The 20,874-nt window shown below is 64.5% G+C and carries 20 protein-coding genes; 2 read left to right on the forward strand and 18 right to left on the reverse strand.

Translation table 11 applies throughout. The features are described from left to right. Positions 1 to 35 precede the first annotated feature (35 nt). Entirely contained in the window at positions 36 to 689 is a 654-nt protein-coding gene (locus GCT19_RS29865) for a methionine ABC transporter permease (RefSeq protein WP_008924321.1), read from the reverse strand. Next, positions 679 to 1,713 (reverse strand): methionine ABC transporter ATP-binding protein, encoded by a 1,035-nt coding sequence (locus tag GCT19_RS29870; protein WP_026228730.1) that lies wholly within the window; start codon positions 1,711 to 1,713, stop codon positions 679 to 681. The genes GCT19_RS29865 and GCT19_RS29870 overlap by 11 nt, the downstream gene beginning before the upstream one ends. Positions 1,714 to 1,950: 237 nt before the next feature. Between GCT19_RS29870 and GCT19_RS29875 the strand changes: the two genes are divergently transcribed. Beyond that, complete coding sequence (locus GCT19_RS29875) at positions 1,951 to 2,856, forward strand: alpha/beta hydrolase (protein ID WP_018435657.1); 906 nt, start codon at positions 1,951 to 1,953, stop codon at positions 2,854 to 2,856. A gap of 27 nt (positions 2,857 to 2,883) precedes the next feature. Here GCT19_RS29875 and GCT19_RS29880 read toward each other — a convergent pair whose 3' ends face one another. Both GCT19_RS29880 and GCT19_RS29885 read right to left on the reverse strand, forming a co-directional pair. Continuing rightward, entirely contained in the window at positions 2,884 to 3,693 is an 810-nt protein-coding gene (locus GCT19_RS29880; protein ID WP_152853934.1) for an enoyl-CoA hydratase, read from the reverse strand. A 3-nt stretch (positions 3,694 to 3,696) separates the two neighbouring features. Then, positions 3,697 to 4,620: a histone deacetylase family protein gene (locus GCT19_RS29885; RefSeq protein ID WP_026228729.1), complete on the reverse strand. Its 924-nt coding sequence runs from the start codon at positions 4,618 to 4,620 to the stop codon at positions 3,697 to 3,699. Positions 4,621 to 4,954: 334 nt separating this feature from the next. Between GCT19_RS29885 and mltB the strand changes: the two genes are divergently transcribed. Beyond that, entirely contained in the window at positions 4,955 to 6,133 is a 1,179-nt protein-coding gene (gene mltB / locus GCT19_RS29890; RefSeq protein ID WP_152853935.1) for a lytic murein transglycosylase B, read from the forward strand. Positions 6,134 to 6,245: 112 nt separating this feature from the next. Here mltB and cysM read toward each other — a convergent pair whose 3' ends face one another. The 14 genes from cysM to pheA form a co-directional block, all read right to left on the reverse strand. Further along, positions 6,246 to 7,148, reverse strand: coding sequence for a cysteine synthase CysM (gene cysM, locus GCT19_RS29895; protein ID WP_152853936.1), 903 nt, complete (start codon positions 7,146 to 7,148; stop codon positions 6,246 to 6,248). 236 nt (positions 7,149 to 7,384) lie between these two features. After that, complete coding sequence (locus GCT19_RS29900) at positions 7,385 to 7,759, reverse strand: ComEA family DNA-binding protein (RefSeq protein ID WP_026228728.1); 375 nt, start codon at positions 7,757 to 7,759, stop codon at positions 7,385 to 7,387. A gap of 78 nt (positions 7,760 to 7,837) precedes the next feature. Beyond that, positions 7,838 to 8,830, reverse strand: a complete 993-nt coding sequence (rfaD, locus tag GCT19_RS29905; protein ID WP_018435651.1) for an ADP-glyceromanno-heptose 6-epimerase — start codon at positions 8,828 to 8,830, stop codon at positions 7,838 to 7,840. 97 nt (positions 8,831 to 8,927) lie between these two features. Further along, positions 8,928 to 9,935 carry a D-glycero-beta-D-manno-heptose-7-phosphate kinase gene (gene rfaE1 / locus GCT19_RS29910; protein ID WP_018435650.1) on the reverse strand — a complete coding sequence of 336 codons (1,008 nt, stop codon included), beginning with the start codon at positions 9,933 to 9,935 and terminating at the stop codon, positions 8,928 to 8,930. Beyond that, the gene (locus GCT19_RS29915; RefSeq protein WP_152853937.1) at positions 9,901 to 11,304 is read right to left on the reverse strand and encodes a UDP-glucose dehydrogenase family protein; all 1,404 of its coding nucleotides are present in this window, start codon (positions 11,302 to 11,304) and stop codon (positions 9,901 to 9,903) included. The genes rfaE1 and GCT19_RS29915 overlap by 35 nt, the downstream gene beginning before the upstream one ends. Positions 11,305 to 11,430: 126 nt before the next feature. Then, positions 11,431 to 12,606, reverse strand: a complete 1,176-nt coding sequence (gene lapB, locus GCT19_RS29920; protein ID WP_018435648.1) for a lipopolysaccharide assembly protein LapB — start codon at positions 12,604 to 12,606, stop codon at positions 11,431 to 11,433. Positions 12,607 to 12,675: 69 nt separating this feature from the next. After that, positions 12,676 to 12,969 carry a LapA family protein gene (locus GCT19_RS29925; RefSeq protein ID WP_013090140.1) on the reverse strand — a complete coding sequence of 98 codons (294 nt, stop codon included), beginning with the start codon at positions 12,967 to 12,969 and terminating at the stop codon, positions 12,676 to 12,678. 297 nt (positions 12,970 to 13,266) lie between these two features. Then, positions 13,267 to 13,590 carry an integration host factor subunit beta gene (locus tag GCT19_RS29930; RefSeq protein WP_006050255.1) on the reverse strand — a complete coding sequence of 108 codons (324 nt, stop codon included), beginning with the start codon at positions 13,588 to 13,590 and terminating at the stop codon, positions 13,267 to 13,269. A gap of 21 nt (positions 13,591 to 13,611) precedes the next feature. Continuing rightward, entirely contained in the window at positions 13,612 to 15,345 is a 1,734-nt protein-coding gene (rpsA, locus tag GCT19_RS29935; protein ID WP_008921410.1) for a 30S ribosomal protein S1, read from the reverse strand. A gap of 141 nt (positions 15,346 to 15,486) precedes the next feature. Continuing rightward, complete coding sequence (gene cmk / locus GCT19_RS29940) at positions 15,487 to 16,170, reverse strand: (d)CMP kinase (RefSeq protein WP_026228727.1); 684 nt, start codon at positions 16,168 to 16,170, stop codon at positions 15,487 to 15,489. A 37-nt stretch (positions 16,171 to 16,207) separates the two neighbouring features. Next, the gene (gene aroA, locus GCT19_RS43590) at positions 16,208 to 17,512 is read right to left on the reverse strand and encodes a 3-phosphoshikimate 1-carboxyvinyltransferase (RefSeq protein ID WP_227749350.1); all 1,305 of its coding nucleotides are present in this window, start codon (positions 17,510 to 17,512) and stop codon (positions 16,208 to 16,210) included. Between the two features lie 18 nt (positions 17,513 to 17,530). Next, complete coding sequence (locus GCT19_RS43595; RefSeq protein ID WP_184130257.1) at positions 17,531 to 18,472, reverse strand: prephenate dehydrogenase; 942 nt, start codon at positions 18,470 to 18,472, stop codon at positions 17,531 to 17,533. Positions 18,473 to 18,533: 61 nt separating this feature from the next. Further along, positions 18,534 to 19,655 (reverse strand): histidinol-phosphate transaminase, encoded by a 1,122-nt coding sequence (hisC, locus tag GCT19_RS29950; RefSeq protein ID WP_152853938.1) that lies wholly within the window; start codon positions 19,653 to 19,655, stop codon positions 18,534 to 18,536. Between the two features lie 81 nt (positions 19,656 to 19,736). Continuing rightward, positions 19,737 to 20,816 carry a prephenate dehydratase gene (gene pheA, locus GCT19_RS29955; protein WP_018435643.1) on the reverse strand — a complete coding sequence of 360 codons (1,080 nt, stop codon included), beginning with the start codon at positions 20,814 to 20,816 and terminating at the stop codon, positions 19,737 to 19,739. Positions 20,817 to 20,874 lie beyond the last annotated feature (58 nt).

The following is a 20,874-nucleotide window of genomic DNA, read 5'->3' on the forward strand; positions in this document are numbered from 1 at the left end:
CGAATCTCTATTAGCGGGCTTCCGAACGCCCTTGTTTATTTATGGCTCAAACGACGCACGAGCCAATCCCCAAACGACTGCACCAGCTGCACGAACACGATCAGGATCAGCACGACCGCGAGCATCACTTCCGGCAGGAAGCGCTGATAGCCGTAGCGGATGCCGAGGTCGCCAAGACCACCGCCGCCGATCGCGCCCGCCATCGCCGAATAGCCGACCAGCGACACGAACGTGATCGTCAAGCCGGCGACTACGCCCGGCAGCGATTCCGGCAACAGCACCTTGAAGACGATCTGACTGGTGGTCGCGCCCATCGCCTGGGCCGCCTCGATGAGCCCGCGATCGACCTCGCGCAGCGCCGTCTCGACCAGACGCGCGATGAACGGCGCGGCGGCGATCGTCAGCGGCACGATCGCCGCCGCGGTGCCGATCGACGAGCCGACGACGAGCCGCGTAAACGGAATCACCGCGACCAGCAGGATGATGAAAGGTGTGGAGCGCACCGCATTGACGATCACGCCCATCACGCGATTCACCGCGACGTTTTCGAGCACGCCCTGACGGTCGGTCAGATACAGCAGCACGCCGAGCGGCACGCCAACCACGGCGCCAATCAGTCCGGAGATGCCCACCATGATGAGCGTCTCCCAGAACGACTGGACGAACATATCGAACATTTCACTCAACATGCGAGAGCTCCTCCACTACGACACCCTGCTCGCGCAGAAACGTGATCGCCTGCGCGACCTTGGTCGGGTCGCCGCCCGCCAGAACCGCGAGCGAGCCGAACGCCTGCCCCTGGATCTCGTCGATCTGGCCGTGCAGGATGTTGAAGTCGAGTTCGTAGCGGCGAATCGTCTCCGACAGGATCGGTTGATCGACGCCGGAACCAGTGAACGCGAGGCGCAACAGATGACCGCTGCCGGTCTTCAGGCGCTGCGCGACGCGCGCCTTCATGGCGGGCGGCAGCTCCTGCGCGATCACGTCGCCGATCAGCGCGCGCGTGACTTCGTGGTGCGGCTGCAGGAACACGTCGATCACCTTGCCTTCTTCGACGACGCGGCCCGCGTCGAGCACCGCGACGCGATCGCAGACCTGCTTGATCACGTCCATCTGGTGCGTGATCAGCACGACCGTCAGGTTCAGTTCGCGATTGATGCGCTTCAGCAGATCAAGAATGGCGCGCGTGGTTTCGGGGTCGAGCGCGGAAGTCGCCTCGTCCGACAGCAGCACCTTCGGCTTGCTCGCAAGCGCCCGCGCAATGCCCACGCGCTGCTTCTGCCCGCCGCTGATCTGCGCCGGATAGCGGTCCTTCTGCGCCGACAGTCCGACGAGCTCGAGTAGCGGCAGAACGTTGGCCTCGATTTCGTCGCGCTTCATGCCCGCCAGTTCGAGCGGCAGCGCGACATTCTCATACACGGTGCGCGACGACAACAGATTGAAGTGCTGGAAGATCATGCCGATCTCGCGACGCGCGTCGCGCAGTTGCGCGGCGGGCAGCGTCGTCAGATCGCGGCCGTTGACGAGGATGTTGCCCTCGGATGGGCGCGTCAACAGGTTGATCGTGCGCACGAGCGTGCTCTTGCCCGCGCCGCTGCGGCCGATGATGCCGAACACCTCGCCCGCCGGAATCGTCAGATTGACGTTGTGCAGCGCTTCGACCCAGCCCCGGGGTCCGGCGAACCGCTGGGAAACATTGCGTATTTCGATCATGGACAAACGAAAACGGCGGAGGCTGCCGGCGAGCATCGTGCTCCCGACAAGCGGCCGCCGTTTCTTTTATTGGGATTTAAGGTCGCCATTCTACCGCAGCGGCGACATACCCTTTAATAATCAATTCCGATCTTTTCATAACCTGAGGGCATTAGAGCCGCGCCTTATGCACAAACCTCGCGCGCGTCGCGCCGCTGCGACTATGATCGGGCCACCCCCTCCGCACAGGCTGCCACCATGCAGAATTCCCCGAGCCACACCGTGCGCGCGAGCGCCGGCAGTCTTAAGAAAGACGCGCCGCAGCGCGCGTCGGTCACGACCGGCGATGGCATCGAGTTGCCGCTGTATCGCTGGCAGCCGAACGGCCCGATACGCGCGACGGTCGCGCTGCTGCACGGCCTCGCCGAGCACGCCGGCCGTTACGCGGCCGTCGCGGACCGGCTCAACGCGGCGGGCATCGAACTCGTCGCGATCGATCTGCGCGGCCACGGCCACGCGCCCGGCAGGCGGGTCTATGTGAAACGCTTCGACGACTACCTGCTCGATGCGCAGGCGCTGCTCGATGCCGCCGCGCAAAGCTGCGCGCCGCTCTTCCTGATGGGTCACAGCATGGGTGGCGCGGTGGCCGCGCTGTACGCGATCGAACGTCTCGGCTCGAGCGGGCGGCGCCTGAGTGGTCTGATCCTGTCGAGCCCCGCGCTTGCGCCGGGCCGCGACGTGCCGAAGTGGATGCTCGCGCTAAGCCAGCTGATCAGCCGCGTCTATCCGGGCTTCCCGGCGATGAAGATCGACCCTACGCTGCTGTCGCGCCTTCAGCCGGTGGTCAAAGCCAACCTCAACGATCCGCTCGTGCATCACGACGCGATTCCGGCGCGCACGGGCGCCGAGCTGCTGCGCGCGATGGCGCGGATTGAACGTGGCCGCGCGGGGCTGCGCATGCCGCTGCTCGTGTTTCATGGCACCGACGACAAACTGACCGAGCCCGACGGCAGCCGCGCGTTCGGCGAGCACGCGGGCTCGCCTGACAAGACGCTCACGCTGCATGAGGGCAGCTATCACGAGACGATGAACGACCTCGACCGCGATCGGGTGATCGCGGCGCTGGTCGACTGGATTGAAAGACGGTCGGTGGGACGGAGTTGAGAAGATGCGGCGCCTGGTAGCCGTCGACTACCGCTTCCACGCCGGCGCGCGTTTGTCGATGAAAGCCTGCACGCCTTCGAGCGCCGAGTCGTCCATCATGTTGCAGGCCATCGTCTGCCCCGCGAGCTGGTACGCGGCTTCGATACCCATTTCGAGTTGCCGGTAAAACAGGCTCTTGCCAGCGCTGACCGCCTCGACCGGCTTCGCGCAGATGCTCGCGGCGAGCCGCGCGACTTCGTCGTCGAGCGCGTCGGCTGGGGCGACGCGGTTAACGAGCCCCTGCTTACGCGCTTCGGCGGCGTCGATGAAGTCGCCGGTCAGCAGCATTTCGAGCGCGGCCTTGCGCGACAGGTTGCGCGAAAGCGGCACCGATGGTGTCGCGCAGAACAATCCGAGGTTCACGCCCGACACGGCAAAGCGCGCGGTCTCGGCGGCGACCGCGAGATCGCACATTGCGACGAGCTGGCAGCCGGCCGCGGTCGCGATGCCGTGCACGCGCGCGATCACCGGCTGCGGCATGCGCTGGATCGTCAGCATCAGCTTCGTGCAGCGCGCGAATAGCTGCTGGTAGTACGCGAGCGACGGCGCCGCGCGCATTTCCTTCAGGTCGTGGCCCGCGCAGAATGCGCGGCCTGCGCCGGCGATCACGACCACGCGGGCATCGGTCTTCGCGATGTCGGTCAACGTCTGCTGCAGTTCTTCGAGCAGCGCTTCGGACAGCGCATTGAATGCATCGGGCCGGTTCATCGTTACGCGCACGACGCCCGGTACGTGATACGCGTCGGGTTCGATGGTGACCAGCGACGCGTCGCCGGTATTGACGGGGTTGACGTTCATGGCTCAGATCTCCGCCAGCGAGCGCACGTGCGCGACCACGCTGCGCCCGAGCGCCGACAGGTTGTAGCCGCCCTCGAGACAACTGACGATGCGCCCGCGCGCGTAGCGCCGCGCGATCTCGCGCACCTGGTCGGTAATCCACGCGTAATCGTCTTCGACGAGACCCATGTTGCCGAGGTCGTCCTCGCGATGCGCGTCGAAGCCGGCCGAGATGAACAGCATCTCCGGCCTGAACTCGTGCAGGCGCGGCAACCACAGCATATCGACCGCTTCGCGCACGGCCATGCCGTTCGAGCGTGCCGGCATCGGCACGTTGCACATGTTGGACGCCTGGTTGTCGGCGCCCGTGAACGGATAGAACGGGTGCTGAAAGATGCTGCACATCAGCACGCGCGGGTCGCCGGCGAACGCGGCCTCGGTACCGTTGCCGTGATGCACGTCGAAGTCGATGATGGCGACACGTGCGAGACCATGCACGTCGAGCGCGTGGCGCGCGGCGATCGCGACGTTGTTGAAGAAGCAGAAGCCCATCGCGCGCGCCGGCTCCGCGTGATGGCCTGGCGGCCGCACGCTGCAGAACGCGTTGTCGTAGCGGCCTTCGATCACCGCGTCGGTGGCGGCGACGGCCGCGCCCGCCGCGCGCAACGCGGCCCGCAACGTGTGCGGGTTCATCGTCGTGTCGGGATCGATTTCGGCGACGCCCTCGACCGGCGAGCGGCCGCGGATGTAGTCGACGTGCGCCTGCGTGTGCACGCGCAGCAGCGCGGCCTCGTCGACGAGCGGCGCCGACTCGCGCTCGATCAGCGCGTCGATGCGGCTCGCGATCAGCTGATCCTCGATCGCCTGCAGACGCGCGGGACACTCGGGATGCCACTGTCCCATGTCGTGCAGCAGACAGTCGGGGTGGGAATAGAAACCTGTTGCCATAGTTCGTGTTGTGCGTCTCTTCTACGGCGCGGCGCATGAACTGCGCGCGCGACGTGTCTCCGTCGAGGGGCGCGCGCCCCCGCGCGCCCACATTCGTCAAGTTACCACACGACGCCGCTGTCGCCGATTCAGCACGGTTTTGCGGGAGCCGTCGGGTATACTTCCCCGACCCGTTATTCGCCGTTTCGTTCCTGCCGCTTTCCGACTGCTTCCAGCCTTTCACGCATCGCGCTCACTGCTCACCATGACCGTCAAGCTTGCTCTGTCCGCAGGATCCCCACGCAACCGGCTTCGCCTCAACACCCTCGCCGCCTCACTGACCGTCGCATCGTGCATGTTCATCGCAGCAAGTCCCGCGAGCGCGCAAAGCGCCCCGCGCAAAGCATCGGTGCAGCTCGCGCAGAGCCAGCCGCAACAGCCGGTACCGCAAGGGCAAACGTTTGAGGAAGAGATCATTCCGCAGCGCTATGCGAACAACGCGAACGTCGATGCGTTCATCAACGAGATGGTCGCGCGCTACGATTTCGACGAAGCGTCGCTGCATGCGCTGTTTGCCGGCGTCAGCTACTCGGCGACCGCGGTGAAGCTGGTCACGCCGTCGCTGACGCCGTCGGTCAAGAACTGGCGCTCGTATCAGGCGCGCTTTCTCGACCCGGTGCGCGTCAATGCCGGCGTGCAGTTCTGGCGCGAGAACCGCGCCACGCTGCAGCGCGCGTATCAGGAGTTCGGCGTGCCGCCGGAGATGGTCGTCGGCATCATCGGCGTCGAGACGATCTACGGCCGCTACATGGGTAATTTCCGCGTGCTCGATGCGCTGACCACGCTGAGCTTCGACTATCCGAACACCGCGAATCGCGCGGACCGCCAGGCGACCTTCCGCAAGAATCTCGAAGACTACCTGGTATGGACGCGCGACGCGCAGATCGACCCGAACACGGTGCTCGGTTCGTACACGGGCGCGATCGGCATTCCGCAGTTCCTGCCGAGCAGCATCGTCCAATACGCGGTCGACTACGAGGGCAACAAGCACATCGATCTGCGCACGAGTGACGCCGATGCGATCGGCAGCGTCGCGAACTATCTGCGCCAGAACGGCTGGGAAAGCGGTCGGCCGGTGGTATGGCGAATCGGCTCGGACGCGGGTAGCCTCGGTGTCGCGCAGGCGGCGGCCACCGGTCAGCCGGAGCCGCACTGGCCGCTCGACCAGTTGCTTCGCGCCGGCCTCGTGCTGAACGAGCCGAACCTCGACACCGCTTCCGAAGCAGGCACGCCGGTCACGGTGGTCGATCTGCCGACACCGGGACGCGGCACCGAGTTCGTGCTCGGCCTGAAAAACTTTTACGTGCTCACCCGCTACAACCGCAGCTTCTTCTATGCGCTCGCGGTGTATCAGCTGGGTCAGAAGGTCAAAGCGCAGATGGAAGCAATCGACGCGGCGAATGCCGCGAAAGCGGCCAACAACGGCGGCGCGTCGCGAGGTCAGGCGGATCAGTCGAACTCAGATTCGCAGTGAGTCGCGCAGCGAGTCGCCATGGGCGCCTCGCGTTGAAGGAGGGAAAAAAAGCGCCGGCTCGACCGGCGCTTTTCATTGGCTCGCGCGCCCGCGAAGGCGCTCGCTGACCCGCTTACGCGGGAAAGACCCCCGTGGACAGATAACGGTCGCCGCGATCGCAGACGATGAACACGATCGTCGCGTTCTCGACCTGACGCGCGATGCGCAGCGCGACTTCGCACGCACCGCCCGACGAAATTCCGGCGAAGATGCCTTCGACCGACGCCAGGCGGCGCGCCATCGCCTCGGCCGCGGATTGACTGACGTTCTCCACACGGTCGACGCGGCTGCGGTCGAAAATTTTCGGCAGATACGCTTCCGGCCATTTGCGAATACCCGGAATACGTGAACCCTCCTCCGGCTGCGCGCCGATGATTTCAATCTGCTGGTTCTGCGCCTTCAGATATGTCGACACGCCCATGATCGTGCCGGTCGTGCCCATCGACGACACGAAGTGCGTGATGCGCCCTTCCGTGTCACGCCAGATTTCCGGGCCCGTGCCTTCGATGTGCGAGGCCGGATTGTCCGGGTTGGCGAACTGATCGAGGATGATGCCCTTGCCTTCGCGCTGCATCTGCTCAGCGAGATCGCGCGCGTACTCCATGCCGCCCTTGACCGGCGTCAGAATGATTTCCGCGCCATAGGCGGCCATGCTCTGACGGCGCTCGACCGACAGATCTTCCGGCATGACCAGCACCATCTTGTAGCCGCGAACCGCCGCAGCCATCGCGAGCGCGATGCCGGTGTTGCCGCTGGTCGACTCGATCAGCGTGTCGCCCGGCTTGATGCGCCCGCGCGCTTCGGCCTTCTTGATCATCGACAACGCCGGTCGGTCCTTCACCGATCCCGCCGGATTGTTGCCCTCGAGCTTCGCGAGGATCACATTGTTGCGGCTGCGGATCTCGTCGTCGGGAAGCCGGACGAGTTGTACGAGCGGCGTATTGCCGACCGTGTCTTCAATCGTTTTGTATGCCATATGGGGTCTTGTGATCGATGCGCGAAAGAGTGTCTTCAATCCATCGATTCTAAACCACGATCTCGGGCGCTGCCCTGCAGCCCTTCTGTCCGCATGGATGCATGCCACTTGCTGCGTAGTAAGCCCGCGGCGTGAGCCGCGGGAGTCGTGTGTACCAATCGATGCAATGGGATGCTCGCGGACCCTGCGCGCCGCAAGCCGCTCCTCAGCATGGCACGCGCAAGGCTCGCGGCCGCTTACTTCTTCACCGCCACTGCGGCGGCGCCCTTCTGCGCGGCGGCGGGCGCGGCCGCAGCGGCCGGCTCCTTGCCCGCTGCAGCTGCCGCAACCTGCGTGCTAGCAGCCGCGCCAGCCGGTCCGACAGCGAGACCCTCCGCCTGCAGGCGCTCGATGGTGTGCCCGCCCATGCCCTTGACGCGCTTGCCGAGATCGGCCGCATCCTTGAACGGGCCGTGCGCATTGCGTTCGTCGACAATCGCTTTGGCTTTTGCCGGACCGATACCCTTGATGCCGCGCAGCGCGTCTTCGTTAGCCGTGTTGACGTCGACCGCCGCATACGCGTGGCCGAAAGCGGCGAGCATCGCCGCGGTAACCAGAACTTTTCGAAACATATTGGAATCTCCCTGTTGCCACTGGCCGGCGACCATCACCGGCCAGGAGATTCCAGTTTAAAGAGGACGGCGTACTAATTACACCTGGCCGAACAGCCAGCGCACGTAACGATCGACACCTTCCTGCACGCTCAGAAACGGCGCGTCGTAGCCGGCCGCGCGCAGCTTCGACTGATCGGCCTGCGTGAAGCACTGATACTTGCCGCGCAGCGCGTCGGGGAACGGAATGTATTCGATCAGCCCGCGTTGCACCTGATCCGCGAGCGACAGCGCCGGCTCGTTGTTCAGCGCACGCAGCGTGTTGACCACGGTGCTCGCGATATCGTTGAACGGCTGCGCGCGGCCGGTGCCGAGATTGAAAATGCCGGACTTCTCCGGATGATCGAAGAAGAACAGATTGACCTTGACGACGTCTTCGACGGAGATGAAATCGCGCGTCTGCTCACCAGCCGCATAGCCGTTGTATTCGCCGAACAGCTTGACCTTGCCCTCGGCGCGGAACTGGTTGAAGTTGTGAAATGCGACCGACGCCATGCGCGCCTTATGCGTTTCGCGCGGACCGTACACATTGAAATAACGGAAGCCCACGATCTGACTTTTCGCGGTGGGCAACACGCGGCGAATCACCTGGTCGAACAGAAACTTCGAATAGCCGTACACGTTGAGCGGCTGCTCGACCTCGCGCTCCTCGACGAACCGGCTCGAGCCGCCATACGTCGCCGCCGACGAAGCGTACAGGAACTGGACGTCCTGCGCGAGACAGATGTCGAGCACGTCGCGGCTATAGCGATAGTTGTTGTCCATCATGTAGCGGCCGTCGGTTTCCATCGTGTCCGAGCAGGCGCCTTCGTGGAAGATCGCGCGCACCTTGCCGAAGTCGCCGCGCCTGAAGCGCTCGACGAATTCGGTTTTGTCGAGATAGTCGTCGATTTCGCAGTCGACCAGATTCCTGAACTTGTCCGCGCGCGTGAGGTTGTCGACGGCGATGATGTGCTGTTCGCCGCGCTCGTTGAGCGCCTTCACGAGATTGCTGCCGATAAAACCGGCCGCGCCGGTGACGATGACGGTCATGATGATCCTGCCGTAGTGAGCTTGGTAGTGAGCTTCGTTCAGTCAACGCCGCGAGGGGTCCGCTGGTCCGTCGGACGACGGCGCCCCGCGGGCTGCATCAGGAGAAGAGTTCGTCGTAGTCGACGGTGGCGGTGCCCAGTTTGCCGACCACGATGCCGGCCGCGCGATTCGCAAGCCCGACCGCGTCGACGAGGGAAAGACCCGCGCCGAGCATCGCGGCAAGCGTCGCGATCACGGTGTCTCCCGCGCCCGACACATCATACACTTCGCGCGCAACGGCCGATGCGTGCAGGATGCCATCGTCGGCAAACAGCGTCATGCCCTCCTCCGAACGCGTCAGCAGCAGCGCCTTGAACTGCAATTCGGCGCGCAGCTTCGTGACGCGCGCGATCAGGTCTTCCTCGGACTTCCACTGCCCGACGACCTCGCGCAATTCCGCGCGATTCGGCGTGATCAGCGTCGCGCCGCGATAGCGTTCCCAGTCGTCGCCCTTCGGATCGACGAGCACGGGTTTGCCGGCCGCGTGCGCCTTCGCGATCATTTGCGTGACGTGCGTGAGGCCACCCTTCGCGTAGTCGGACATCAGGATCACGTCGTGCGACGGCAGCAGCTCGTCGAAACGCGCAAGCCCCGCTAGCAGCACTTCATGCGCCGGCGAGTTCTCGAAATCGACGCGCAGTAATTGCTGCTGACGCGATAGCACCCGCAGCTTGATCGTCGTCAGCAAGGCCGGATCGCGTTCGAGATGCGGCGTCACGCCGCTTTCGTCGAGCAGCTGCACGATGCGCTCGCCGGGCTCGTCATGACCGACCACGCACAACAGGCCCGCTTGCGCGCCGAGCGCGACCGCGTTGCGCGCGACGTTCGCCGCGCCGCCCAGGCGATCTTCCTGGCGCTGCACGTGCACGACCGGCACGGGCGCCTCCGGAGAAATGCGGTTGACGTCGCCGAACCAGTAACGGTCGAGCATCACGTCGCCGACCACCAGCACGCGCGCCGCACTGAGCTGCCCGCGCGGCACGACCGTCAGCTTCTGCGCCGTCGTGGACGCGGGCGCCGCGGGCATGGCCTCAGGCATCGGCCGGAAGTTCAGAGGGTTGGGCATAGGGGCGTCCAATAGCGTGGTAGTCGATACCGAGCTCGATCATCGCGTCCGGTTCGTACAGATTGCGGCCGTCGAAAATCAGCGGTGTCTTCAGCACCGATTTCAGATGCACGAAATCAGGACTCTTGAACTCCTTCCATTCGGTCACGATCACGAGTGCATCGGCGCCCGTCAGCGTTTCGTCCTGGGTGCTCGTGAACGTGAGGCGCGCGAGCTGCTCGGGCGCCGCATGCAGATCCATCGCGAAGACGCGTTGCGCCTCGGTCACGGCGACCGGATCGTACGCGCGCACGTTCGCGCCGCGCGCCAGCAGCTCACCGATCACGCGACGGCTCGGCGCCTCGCGCATGTCGTCGGTATTCGGCTTGAACGCGAGGCCCCACACCGCGAACGTGCGGCCGCTCAGATCCTCACCGAGCTTCGCGGCGATCTTGTTCACGAGCACGTCCTTCTGCTGGTCGTTCACTTCCTCGACCGCCTCGAGAATGCGCAGGTTGTGGCCGCTCTCGCTCGCGGTGCGGATCAGCGCCTGCACGTCCTTCGGAAAGCACGAGCCGCCATAGCCGCAGCCCGCGTACAGGAAGTGATAGCCGATGCGCGGATCGGACCCGATGCCGCGGCGCACCGCCTCGATGTCGGCGCCGACCTTGTCCGCGAGATTCGACATCTCGTTCATGAACGAGATGCGCGTCGCGAGCATCGCGTTGGCCGCGTACTTGGTGAACTCGGCCGAGCGCACGTCCATGTACAGCGTGCGTTCGTGATTGCGGTTGAACGGCGCGTACAGACGCTTCATCATTTCGCGCGCGCGCGCGCCGGGTTCGTCTTCGTCGATGCCGATCACGATACGGTCGGGGCGCATGAAGTCGTCGACGGCCGCACCTTCCTTCAGGAACTCGGGGTTCGACACCACCGAGAAGCGATGCTGCGCACTTCCCGCGAGCCCGCGTTTCGCGAGCTCTTCGTTGATCACCGCGCGCACGCGTTGCGCGGTGCCGACCGGCACCGTCGATTTGTCGACGATCACCTTGAAGCCGTTCATCGTTCGGCCGATGTTGCGCGCGGCCTCGAGCACGTATTGCAGGTCGGCGGAGCCGTCTTCATCGGGCGGCGTGCCGACCGCGATGAACTGCACGTCGCCGTGCGCGACGCTCGCCGCAACATCGGTCGAGAACGTGATGCGGCCGGCCGCGCGCGTGCGGGCGATCATCTCCTGCAGGCCCGGCTCGTGAATCGGCACGCCGCCTTTGTTCAGGATGTCGATCTTGCGCTGATCGACGTCGAGACAGAAGACGTCGTTGCCGATTTCGGCGAGACAAGCGCCGGTGACAAGGCCCACATAGCCGGTGCCGATAATGGTGATTTTCATACGCTGTCCGGTAGATGGTTCCGGTGATGAATGCCGCTCATGAGGCCGGCGATAAACTCGTTGCGAAATTCGCGGGGCAATGGCGCGGCAATCAACGCCGACGCGTCCAAAGCCGCCCGTGCGGCATCAGCTCGGCGCGGCAATCGGCTCGACGCGGCGCGGCGCATAGGTTTCCCAACCGCTGCATCCTGGGCACTGCCAGTAGAAAAGCCGCGCCCTGAAACCACAATTCTGGCACGTATAGCGTGGCAGATTTTTGGTGCGCTGGCGGATCAGTGTGCGCATCAGTTCGAGCTCGCTGCGCCGCGGCTCTTCGGCGACGGCCTGCTGCGCTTCGAGCAGACGCGTCATGCCGGCGAGATTCGGCGACTTCTGCATCTGCGTGCGCGCGAGCGCATGCGCGGCATCGGCGCCGCGCAGCGACGCGACGTGCTGATACGCGACGTCGAGCAGATCATTGCTCGGGTGACGGTCGACCCAAGTGGTCAGCAGATCGGCGCCCTCCTGCGCGCGGCCGAGCGCTTCATACGCCTTCATGATCTTCTCGGCAACGAGCGGCAGATAGGCGGGGTTCTGCTCCTCGACCCGGCGCCATTGCCCGATCGCCGCTTCCGGCGCGCCGCCGGCCGCGTCGACATCGCCGAACAGGATCGTCGCGCGCACGTTGGTCGGGTTCGCCTTCAGCGCGAGACTGAGCTGATGACGTGCTTCGTCCGGCTTTTTCTGCTGCAGCGCTTCCTGAGCAAGTTCGCAATGGAACTGCGCGATTTCCTTGTCGAGCGACGGCGCGCCCATCGTTTCGAGATGGCGCGCGGTATCGATCGACTTGACCCAGTCCTTCTCGATCTCGTAGATCGTCAACAGCGCGCGTTGAGCGCCCAGTGCGTAATCGCCCGCCTGCAGCGAGCGGAAGGTTTCTTCGGCACGGTCGAGCAGACCCGCTTTCAGGAAGTCCTGGCCGAGTTCGTACAGTGCGTGATCGCGCTCGTTGACCGGCAGATCCGCGCGGCTCAGCAGATTTTGATGCACCCGAATGGCGCGGTCCGTTTCGCCGCGCCGGCGGAACAGATTGCCGAGCGCGAAATGCAATTCGACGGTTTCAGGATCCAGCTTGACGACTTCGATGAATGCGTCGATCGCCTGGTCGGGCTGCTCGTTGAGCAGAAAGTTCAGGCCGCGAAAATACGACCGCGGCAGGTTGGCGCTTTCGGACAACAGCGTCTTGAGGTCGTAGCGCGCCGCCATCCAGCCGAACGCGAACGCGACGGGTATGACCAGCAGCCACCAGAAGTCTAGATCCATGCGATTAATGCAAATGTGCGGGAAAGCGAAAACGAAAAGCCGCGCTCAGAGCGCGCGGCGCAAGACAGCTCAGATGAGCGGCGGCATCGGCGGCTGCTCCACCACGGCCGGAGTCTCGCGTGCCACGCGCAACTCGCGCCTAAGCCGGCCATTCTCCATGCGCAGACGCACGACAGCCGGCATCGCCGACACGAGCCCCGCGAGCAAGCCGATCACGAAAAACGCGAGGCCGATCAGAATCAAAGGCGCCGACCAGACGTAGCCGGCGAGGAAATTCAGCGTAGCGGGTTGCGTGTTGGAGAGCGCCAGCACCAGCAGCAGCACGAACACCAGAACACGGATCAGCCAGACGATAAATTTCATGAATAGATCTCTTCACGGCAGTTGCGGGGTGACGCCGGCTCGATGACGCGTCGCGCCACGGTGTTGCCCGCGCCGAAGTGACCCGTATTGTAATGGATGCCCTCGCGGCTGGGCAGCAAGTGGCGGGACGGGGCACTTACGGGAGATTCGCGAAATGCAATGGCCGCACCGGGAGGCACCACTTCTCAAATGATGGACGAAAAAAAAGCGCCCGAAGGCGCTTTTCCTGGTCTTTTGCCGACTGGCTTTGGCCGCTGACGCTAGCTATGCCACGCTGCAAGACGCACAGCGGAGTCATTAAAGGTCGTCATCCGGCTCCTCGGCCTTCAGCGGCTCGCCCGCGCGACGATCCACCCGCTCGCGCAATTCCTTGCCCGGCTTGAAGTGCGGTACGTACTTCTCGGGTACCAGCACCTTCTCGCCCGACTTCGGATTGCGTCCGACGCGGGAGGGACGGCGGTTGAGGCCGAAGCTGCCGAAGCCACGAATTTCGATCCGATGGCCTTTGGCAAGTGCCTCCGACATCGCATCAAGCATCGTCTTCACCGCGAAATCCGCATCCTTGAGAACAAGTTGCGGAAATCGCGTAGCCAGCTGGGCGACCAATTCCGATTTGGTCATACTGCAGCAGACCTCTCAGGCTTACTGGTTCTGGCCGTCGAGCTTGGCCTTCAGCAGCGCGCCGAGGTTCGTCGTGCCGGTAGCGGCTGCGCTCGAATCCGAAGCAGCGAGACCACGGATGGCTTCCTGTTGTTCAGCCGAATCCTTCGCCTTGATCGACAGGTTGATGCCACGCGACTTGCGATCGATATTGATGATCATCGCGTTGACCTTGTCGCCTTCCTTCAGCACGTTGCGAGCGTCTTCCACGCGGTCTTGGGCGATTTCCGAAGCACGCAGATAGCCTTCGACTTCACCCGACAGCTGGACCACAGCACCCTTCGCGTCCACCGACTTGACGGTACCGTCGACGACCGAACCCTTGTCGTTCATTGCAACGTAGTTGCTGAACGGGTCGCCTTCGAGCTGCTTGATACCCAGCGAAATACGTTCCTTCTCGACGTCGATGCCGAGAACGATCGCTTCCACTTCGTCGCCCTTCTTGTACTTGCGAACGGCCTCCTCGCCGGTTTCGCTCCACGACAGATCCGACAGGTGAACCAGACCGTCGATGCCGCCCGGCAGACCGATGAACACGCCGAAGTCGGTGATCGACTTGATGGCGCCGCTGATCTTGTCGCCCTTCTTGAAGTTGCGGCTGAAGTCGTCCCACGGGTTCGGCTTGCACTGCTTCATGCCGAGGCTGATACGACGGCGGTCTTCGTCGATTTCGAGAACCATGACTTCGACTTCGTCGCCCAGCTGGACAACCTTCGACGGAGCAACGTTCTTGTTGGTCCAGTCCATTTCCGACACGTGGACGAGGCCTTCGATGCCCGATTCCACTTCGACGAATGCGCCGTAGTCGGTGATGTTGGTGACCTTACCGAACAGACGCGTGCCCGACGGGTAACGGCGCGAGATGCCTTCCCACGGATCGTCGCCCAGTTGCTTGATACCGAGCGAAACGCGGTTCTTTTCCTGGTCGAACTTGAGGATCTTCGCGGTGACTTCCTGGCCAACCGACAGAACTTCGCTCGGATGACGCACACGACGCCATGCGATGTCGGTGATGTGCAGCAGGCCGTCGATACCGCCGAGGTCTACGAACGCGCCGTAGTCGGTGATGTTCTTGACCACGCCTTCGACGATCGCGCCTTCCTTCAGCGTTTCGAGCAGCTTCGCGCGCTCTTCGCCTTGCGTTGCCTCGATGACAGCGCGGCGCGACAGCACGACGTTGTTACGCTTGCGGTCGAGCTTGATGACGCGGAATTCGAGGGTCTTGCCTTCGTACGGGGTCGTGTCCTTGACCGGACGCGTATCAACCAGCGAACCCGGCAGGAACGCGCGGATGCCGTTGACCATCACGGTCATACCGCCCTTGACCTTGCCCGTGATCGTACCGGTCACGAGTTCGTTGTTGTCCAGCGCCTTTTCCAGCGACAGCCACGAAGCCAGACGCTTCGCCTTGTCACGCGACAGGATGGTGTCGCCATAGCCGTTTTCCAGCGCGTCGATCGCGACGGAAACGAAGTCGCCCGCCTGCACTTCTACCTCGCCCGCGTCATTCAGGAACTCTTCGAGCGGGATGTAGGCTTCGGACTTCAGACCAGCGTTCACGACCACGAAGTTGTGGTCGACACGCACGACTTCGGCGGAGATCACTTCGCCAGCGCGCATGTCCTGCTTGGTCAGCGACTCTTCGAACAGAGCCGCAAAAGATTCGGTATTCGGGGTAGAGGTTTGCAGGTCGGACATAAAAATCAGAGTTTGCATGGTCTTCGCAACGCCTGGCTCACCGGACTGGTCAGCAACTGCGGCAAATACGCGAACGCCACGCGGGGTTAAAGGGTTAAAAACAACGCTTCGCGACCATCGCGAAGCACCTACCAACAACGGCACTGCCGCCGCTGGCCACTACTGCGTGACCAGCGCTTCATACCATTGCACCACCTGCTCGACCGCCTGGTCGACCGACAATGCGGAGGTATCAAGCAGCTTTGCATCCGCCGCGGGCTTGAGCGGCGCGGCCGCGCGCTGACTGTCACGCTCGTCGCGCTCACGCAAATCCCGGAGCAAGTCATCTATATTAGCAGAAAATCCTTTTTGGATCAATTGCTTATGCCGGCGCGCCGCGCGGGCCTCGACGCTCGCGGTCATGAACACCTTCAGCGCGGCGTCCTGGAAGATCACGGTGCCCATGTCGCGGCCGTCGGCGACCAGCCCCGGCTCCTTGCGAAACGCCCGCTGGCGCGCCACCAGCGCGGTTCGCACGGGCGCGTGCACGGCGATCGCCGAGGCGCGGCTGCCCACTTCCTCGGCGCGAATTTCGGTCGATACGTCGATCCCATCTAGCTGCGCGAGCCCCTCGCGAAACGTGATGTGGAGGTCGTCGATCAGTTTGACAAGTGCGTCGACGTCGTCCGCCGCAATGTCATAGCGCAAGCTCGCGAGGGCCGCGAGCCGGTACAGCGCGCCGCTGTCGAGCAGGTGAAAGCCGAGATTGGCGGCCACCATCGCGGCCACTGTGCCTTTGCCGGAGGCGCTGGGGCCGTCGATCGTAATGACGGGCGTCTGGTGAAAGGGACGGGTCGGTTTCATCTAAAAATGTCGCACATCGGGGCGATTCGCACGCGAATCAGGGTTGCGCGAGCGCCGTGAAGCGCTCGAAATAATCGGGGAACGTCTTGCCGACGCACTTCGGGTCGTTGATCCTGATCGGCACGCCGCCCAAGCTTACGAGCGAGAAGCACATCGCCATGCGGTGGTCGTCGTAGGTATCGATCGCGGCATTCGGGATCAGCTTTTCGGGCGGCGTGACGACGAGGAAATCCTCGCCTTCCTGCACTTTCGCGCCAACCTTGCGCAGCTCGGTCGCCATCGCGGCGATGCGGTCGGTTTCCTTCACACGCCAGCTCGCGATGTTGCGCAGCGTGGTCGTGCCGTCCGCGAACAGCGCGGCGACCGCGATCGTCATCGCGGCGTCGGGGATCAGGTTGAAGTCCATGTCGATCGGATCCAGCTTGCCATGGTCGTTGCCGACGCCACGCACTTCGATCCAGTCGTCGCCCATCTGCAGATTCGCGCCCATCTTGATCAGCGCATCGGCAAACCCGACGTCGCCCTGGATGCTCGCGCGGCCCACTCCTTCCACTCTGAGCGGCCCGCCGCCAAGCGCGCCCGCGGCAAGGAAATACGACGCCGACGACGCATCCCCTTCCACCATGATCGTGCCCGGCGACCGATAACGCTGCCCCGCCGGCACCACGAACTGGTGCCAGCCGTGACGCTCGACCTCGATGCCGAAGCGCGCCATCAGCTTGATCGTGATCTCGATGTACGGCTTCGAGATCAGCTCGCCGTCGACCTGCACGGTGGTGACGCCGCTCGCGGTGCGCAACAGCGGCAGCGTCATCAGCAGCGAGGTCAGGAACTGGCTCGACACGTCGCCGCGTACGCGGATCGGCGCGTCAACCATGATCTGGCCGGGACGGATGCGCAGCGGCGGATAGCCTTCGTTCTGCTCGTAGTCGATCTTCGCTCCGATCTGGCGCAAACCGTCGACGAGATCGCCGATCGGCCGCTCGTGCATGCGCGGCACGCCGTGGATCCGGTAGTCCCCGCCGTTCACGGCGAGCGCCGCGGTCAGCGGACGCACCGCCGTGCCCGCATTGCCGAGGAACAGGTCAGCCGTGCGCGCCGTAAACGCGCCGCGCGTGCCGGTCACGACGCAGGTGTCGCCGTCGCGCTTCAAACGCACGCCGAGCTTTTCGAGTGCGTCGAGCATCACGCGGGTGTCGTCGGAATCGAGCAGGTTCGTGATCGTCGTCTCGCCTTCGGCGAGCGCGGCGAGCAGCAACACCCGGTTCGAGATGCTCTTCGAGCCGGGCAGACGAACCGTGCCGGACGCACGGGAAAAAGGTCCGAGATCGAGGAATTCCATGATGTGTCCAGTTTCCGGTTATTTCGACGCGTCGCCACTGGCTACGCCAGCCGCGCGCTGCTCTTGCCACTGACTGCGCGCGACGCGCGAGCGCGCGAACACGGCTTCGAGCGCGGCGCCGTCGCCGGCTTCGATCGCCGTGCGCAGGCGCGCGAGGACCGCGGTGTACGCGTCGAGTTCGTCGAGCAGCGCCACGCGATTGGCGACGCAGACGTCGCGCCACATCTCCGGACTCGACGCGGCAATGCGCGTGAAGTCGCGAAACCCGCCCGCCGCGAACGAGAACTTCAACGCGGCGTCGGGCGAATTGAGGATCTGCTCGACCAGCGCGAACGACAGCACATGCGGCAGATGACTGACCGACGCGAATACGCGGTCGTGCTGCTGCGGCGTCATGTCCCGCACCAAGGCGCCGGTGGCGCGCCACATCGCCGCGACGCGCTCGACCGCTTCCGGCGCGTTCTCCGGCAGCGGGCACAATACGACGTTGCGGTTCACGTACAGATCGGGCAATGCGGCATCGACGCCGCTCGACTCGCGGCCGGCGATCGGATGGCCCGGCACGAACTGCCCGATCCGCGCGCCAAGCGCCGCGCGCGCGGCGGCGACCACGTCGGACTTGGTGCTGCCCGCATCGGTGACGATCGTCTTCGCGTCGAGATGGGGCGCGATGCGTTCGAGCAGCGGCTGGGTCTGCGCGACCGGCGCCGCGAGCAGCACAAAGTCCGCGCCCGCGAGCGCGTCGCGCAGCGCGACGTCGTCGTTGAGCACCGCGGCGCCGTCGATCACCCCGAGCGCCAACGCGCGCTCGCTCGACGCGGACGTCCGTCCGACGCCGATCACCGTGCGCGCTCCACCGGCTTCGCCGCGTTCACGCAACGCGCGCGCGAGCGATCCGCCGATCAGGCCGACACCGAAAATCACCAGCTTGTTAAAAGAAAACGCGGCCACGTCGCTCACACAATACGGACATTAAGCGCGCCACTCCTGCCGTTCGACGCGCGGGGTCAAGGTTCAATGTTTATGCTGCGGCAGGCTCGGCAAGCGTCTTCTCGAGCGCAGCGAGGAACGCTTCGTTTTCCTCCGGCAAGCCGATCGTGATGCGCAGCCACTGCGGCAAGCCGTAGTTGGCGACCGGTCGCACGATCACGGCCTGCTTCAGCAGCGCGAGGTTCACCCGGGCGCCGGCTTTGTCGTCGCTGCCGACGCGCACGAGCACGAAGTTGCCCTCGGACGGCACGTATTCGAGGCCGAGCTTGTCGAACGCCTCGGTCAGAAGCGTATAGCCCTGCGCGTTCAGCGCGGCACTTTTCTGCAGAAACGCGCTGTCGTTCAGTGCCGCAATCGCCGCGGCTTGCGCGAGCGTATTTACGTTAAACGGCTGACGCAGTCGATTCAGCAAATCGGTCAACCCGGGCTGCGCGATCGCGAAGCCGATGCGCAAGCCCGCAAGCCCGAACGCCTTCGAGAACGTACGCGAAACCAGCAGGTTCGGATGGCGGCGCACCCAGTCGATGGAGTCGTAGCGCTTGTCTGCCGACAGATACTCGGTGTACGCCTCGTCGAGCACGACGACCACGTGGCGCGGCACCTTGCCGAGAAACGCCTCGAGCGTCGGGCCGTCGACGAACGTGCCGGTTGGATTGTTCGGATTGGCGACGAACACGAGACGCGTGTCGTCGTCGATCGCGGCGAGCATCGCGTCGAGGTCGTGACCGTAGCGCACCGCCGGCACGACGATCGCGCGCGCGCCGACGCCTTGCGTCGCGAGCGCATAAACCGCGAACGAATACTGCGAGAACACAACCGCCTGGCCCTTCTCGACGAACGCGTGCGCCGCGAGTTCGAGGATGTCGTTGCTGCCGTTGCCGAGGGTGATCCACTCAGCCGGCACGCCGTAACGCGCGGCGAGCGCCGCCTTCAGCTCGAAACCGTTCGAGTCCGGATAGCGGCCGAGATCGGCGACCGCCTGCGCCATCGCGCGCTGCGCGGATTCCGGCATGCCGAGCGGATTCTCGTTCGATGCCAGCTTCACGATGCTCGCCTCGTCGAGACCGAACTCACGGGCCACTTCCGAAATCGGCTTGCCGGCGATGTACGGCGCGATCGCACGCACATAGGAAGGGCCGAAAGACGCTGTCATGAAAATCTCCGAACGACGATGGATAGTGAAATATGCGTTCGGGCGGCGCACGCGGCGCCGCCCGCGCTGCGCTGCCAGCCCTTAGCGGGCGCGCGGATACGAGCCGAGTATCTTCAGGAACGCGGCTTTTTCGCCGAGGCCCGCGAGCGCGGCCGCCACGGCCGGATCGTCGCGATGGCCTTCGACGTCGATATAGAAGTAGTACTCCCACGTGCCGACGCGCGCGGGGCGCGATTCGAAACGTGTCATCGACACGCCGTGGCGCGCGAGCGGCTCGAGCAGCTTGACCATCGCGCCCGGTTCGTTCGCGACCGACACGATCAGCGAGGTCTGGTCGTAGCCGCTCGGACCGGTCGGCTCCTTGCCGATCATGACGAAGCGCGTACGGTTGTGCGGATCGTCCTGGATCAGCGCGTTGGTGACCTGCAGGCCGTAGTGGATCGCGGCGCGGTCGCCGGCGATGGCCGCGACGGTCGGATCTTCGGACGCCATCCGTGCGGCTTCCGCATTGCTCGACACCGCCTGACGCTCGAGATGCGGCGCATTGGTCGACAGCCAGCGCTGGCACTGCGCAAGCGCTTGCGCGTGCGCGCAGACGCGCGTGACGCCGACGAGACCGTTCTGCGTGAGCAGGTTGTGATGGATCGGCAATGCGAGTTCGCCGCCGATGGTCAGCTGCGTTTGCAGCAGCAGATCCAGCGTGCGCGACACCGCGCCTTCGGTCGAGTTCTCGACCGGCACGACGCCGTAGTCTGCAGCGCCAGCCTCGACCGAGCGGAATACTTCGTCGATCGATGGGCACGGCAACCCTTCGATCGACTGACCGAAGTACTCGTGCATCGCCTGTTCGCTATAGGTGCCGACCGGCCCGAGGTACGCGGCCTTGATGCTCTTTTCTAGCGCGCGGCTCGCTGCCATGATCTCGCGCCAGATCGCGCTGATGTGTTCGTCCGCTAGCGGACCCGCGCTCATTTCCTGCAGGCGCGCGATCACCTGCATCTCGCGCTCGGGCCGGAACACCGGCGCGTTGAAATGCTTCTTGACCTCGCCCACTTCGAGCGCGACCGACGCGCGCTGGTTCAGGAGCGCGATCAGCTGCGCGTCGAGCGCATCGATGCGATCGCGCAGAGGTTTAAGTCGTGTATTGAGTTCGTCGTCCATGCGTAAAACGGCTCTGCCGGGTAACTGCTGGAAAAGATGCGCGCGCCTGCCGGTCAGT

This window comes from Paraburkholderia atlantica, from assembly GCF_009362785.1.
Classification (GTDB): Bacteria; Pseudomonadota; Gammaproteobacteria; order Burkholderiales; family Burkholderiaceae; genus Paraburkholderia; species Paraburkholderia atlantica.

Excerpts from the sequence above, each read along its gene's own strand:
- GCT19_RS29865 (WP_008924321.1), bottom strand. The coding sequence starts at position 689 with ATGTTGAGTGAAATGTTCGATATGTTCGTCCAGTCGTTCTGGGAGACG.
- GCT19_RS29870 (WP_026228730.1), bottom strand. The coding sequence starts at position 1,713 with ATGATCGAAATACGCAATGTTTCCCAGCGGTTCGCCGGACCCCGGGGC.
- GCT19_RS29875 (WP_018435657.1), top strand. The coding sequence starts at position 1,951 with ATGCAGAATTCCCCGAGCCACACCGTGCGCGCGAGCGCCGGCAGTCTT.
- GCT19_RS29880 (WP_152853934.1), bottom strand. The coding sequence starts at position 3,693 with ATGAACGTCAACCCCGTCAATACCGGCGACGCGTCGCTGGTCACCATC.
- GCT19_RS29885 (WP_026228729.1), bottom strand. The coding sequence starts at position 4,620 with ATGGCAACAGGTTTCTATTCCCACCCCGACTGTCTGCTGCACGACATG.
- mltB (WP_152853935.1), top strand. The coding sequence starts at position 4,955 with ATGTTCATCGCAGCAAGTCCCGCGAGCGCGCAAAGCGCCCCGCGCAAA.
- cysM (WP_152853936.1), bottom strand. The coding sequence starts at position 7,148 with ATGGCATACAAAACGATTGAAGACACGGTCGGCAATACGCCGCTCGTA.
- GCT19_RS29900 (WP_026228728.1), bottom strand. The coding sequence starts at position 7,759 with ATGTTTCGAAAAGTTCTGGTTACCGCGGCGATGCTCGCCGCTTTCGGC.
- rfaD (WP_018435651.1), bottom strand. The coding sequence starts at position 8,830 with ATGACCGTCATCGTCACCGGCGCGGCCGGTTTTATCGGCAGCAATCTC.
- rfaE1 (WP_018435650.1), bottom strand. The coding sequence starts at position 9,935 with ATGCCCAACCCTCTGAACTTCCGGCCGATGCCTGAGGCCATGCCCGCG.
- GCT19_RS29915 (WP_152853937.1), bottom strand. The coding sequence starts at position 11,304 with ATGAAAATCACCATTATCGGCACCGGCTATGTGGGCCTTGTCACCGGC.
- lapB (WP_018435648.1), bottom strand. The coding sequence starts at position 12,606 with ATGGATCTAGACTTCTGGTGGCTGCTGGTCATACCCGTCGCGTTCGCG.
- GCT19_RS29925 (WP_013090140.1), bottom strand. The coding sequence starts at position 12,969 with ATGAAATTTATCGTCTGGCTGATCCGTGTTCTGGTGTTCGTGCTGCTG.
- GCT19_RS29930 (WP_006050255.1), bottom strand. The coding sequence starts at position 13,590 with ATGACCAAATCGGAATTGGTCGCCCAGCTGGCTACGCGATTTCCGCAA.
- rpsA (WP_008921410.1), bottom strand. The coding sequence starts at position 15,345 with ATGCAAACTCTGATTTTTATGTCCGACCTGCAAACCTCTACCCCGAAT.
- cmk (WP_026228727.1), bottom strand. The coding sequence starts at position 16,170 with ATGAAACCGACCCGTCCCTTTCACCAGACGCCCGTCATTACGATCGAC.
- aroA (WP_227749350.1), bottom strand. The coding sequence starts at position 17,512 with ATGGAATTCCTCGATCTCGGACCTTTTTCCCGTGCGTCCGGCACGGTT.
- hisC (WP_152853938.1), bottom strand. The coding sequence starts at position 19,655 with ATGACAGCGTCTTTCGGCCCTTCCTATGTGCGTGCGATCGCGCCGTAC.
- pheA (WP_018435643.1), bottom strand. The coding sequence starts at position 20,816 with ATGGACGACGAACTCAATACACGACTTAAACCTCTGCGCGATCGCATC.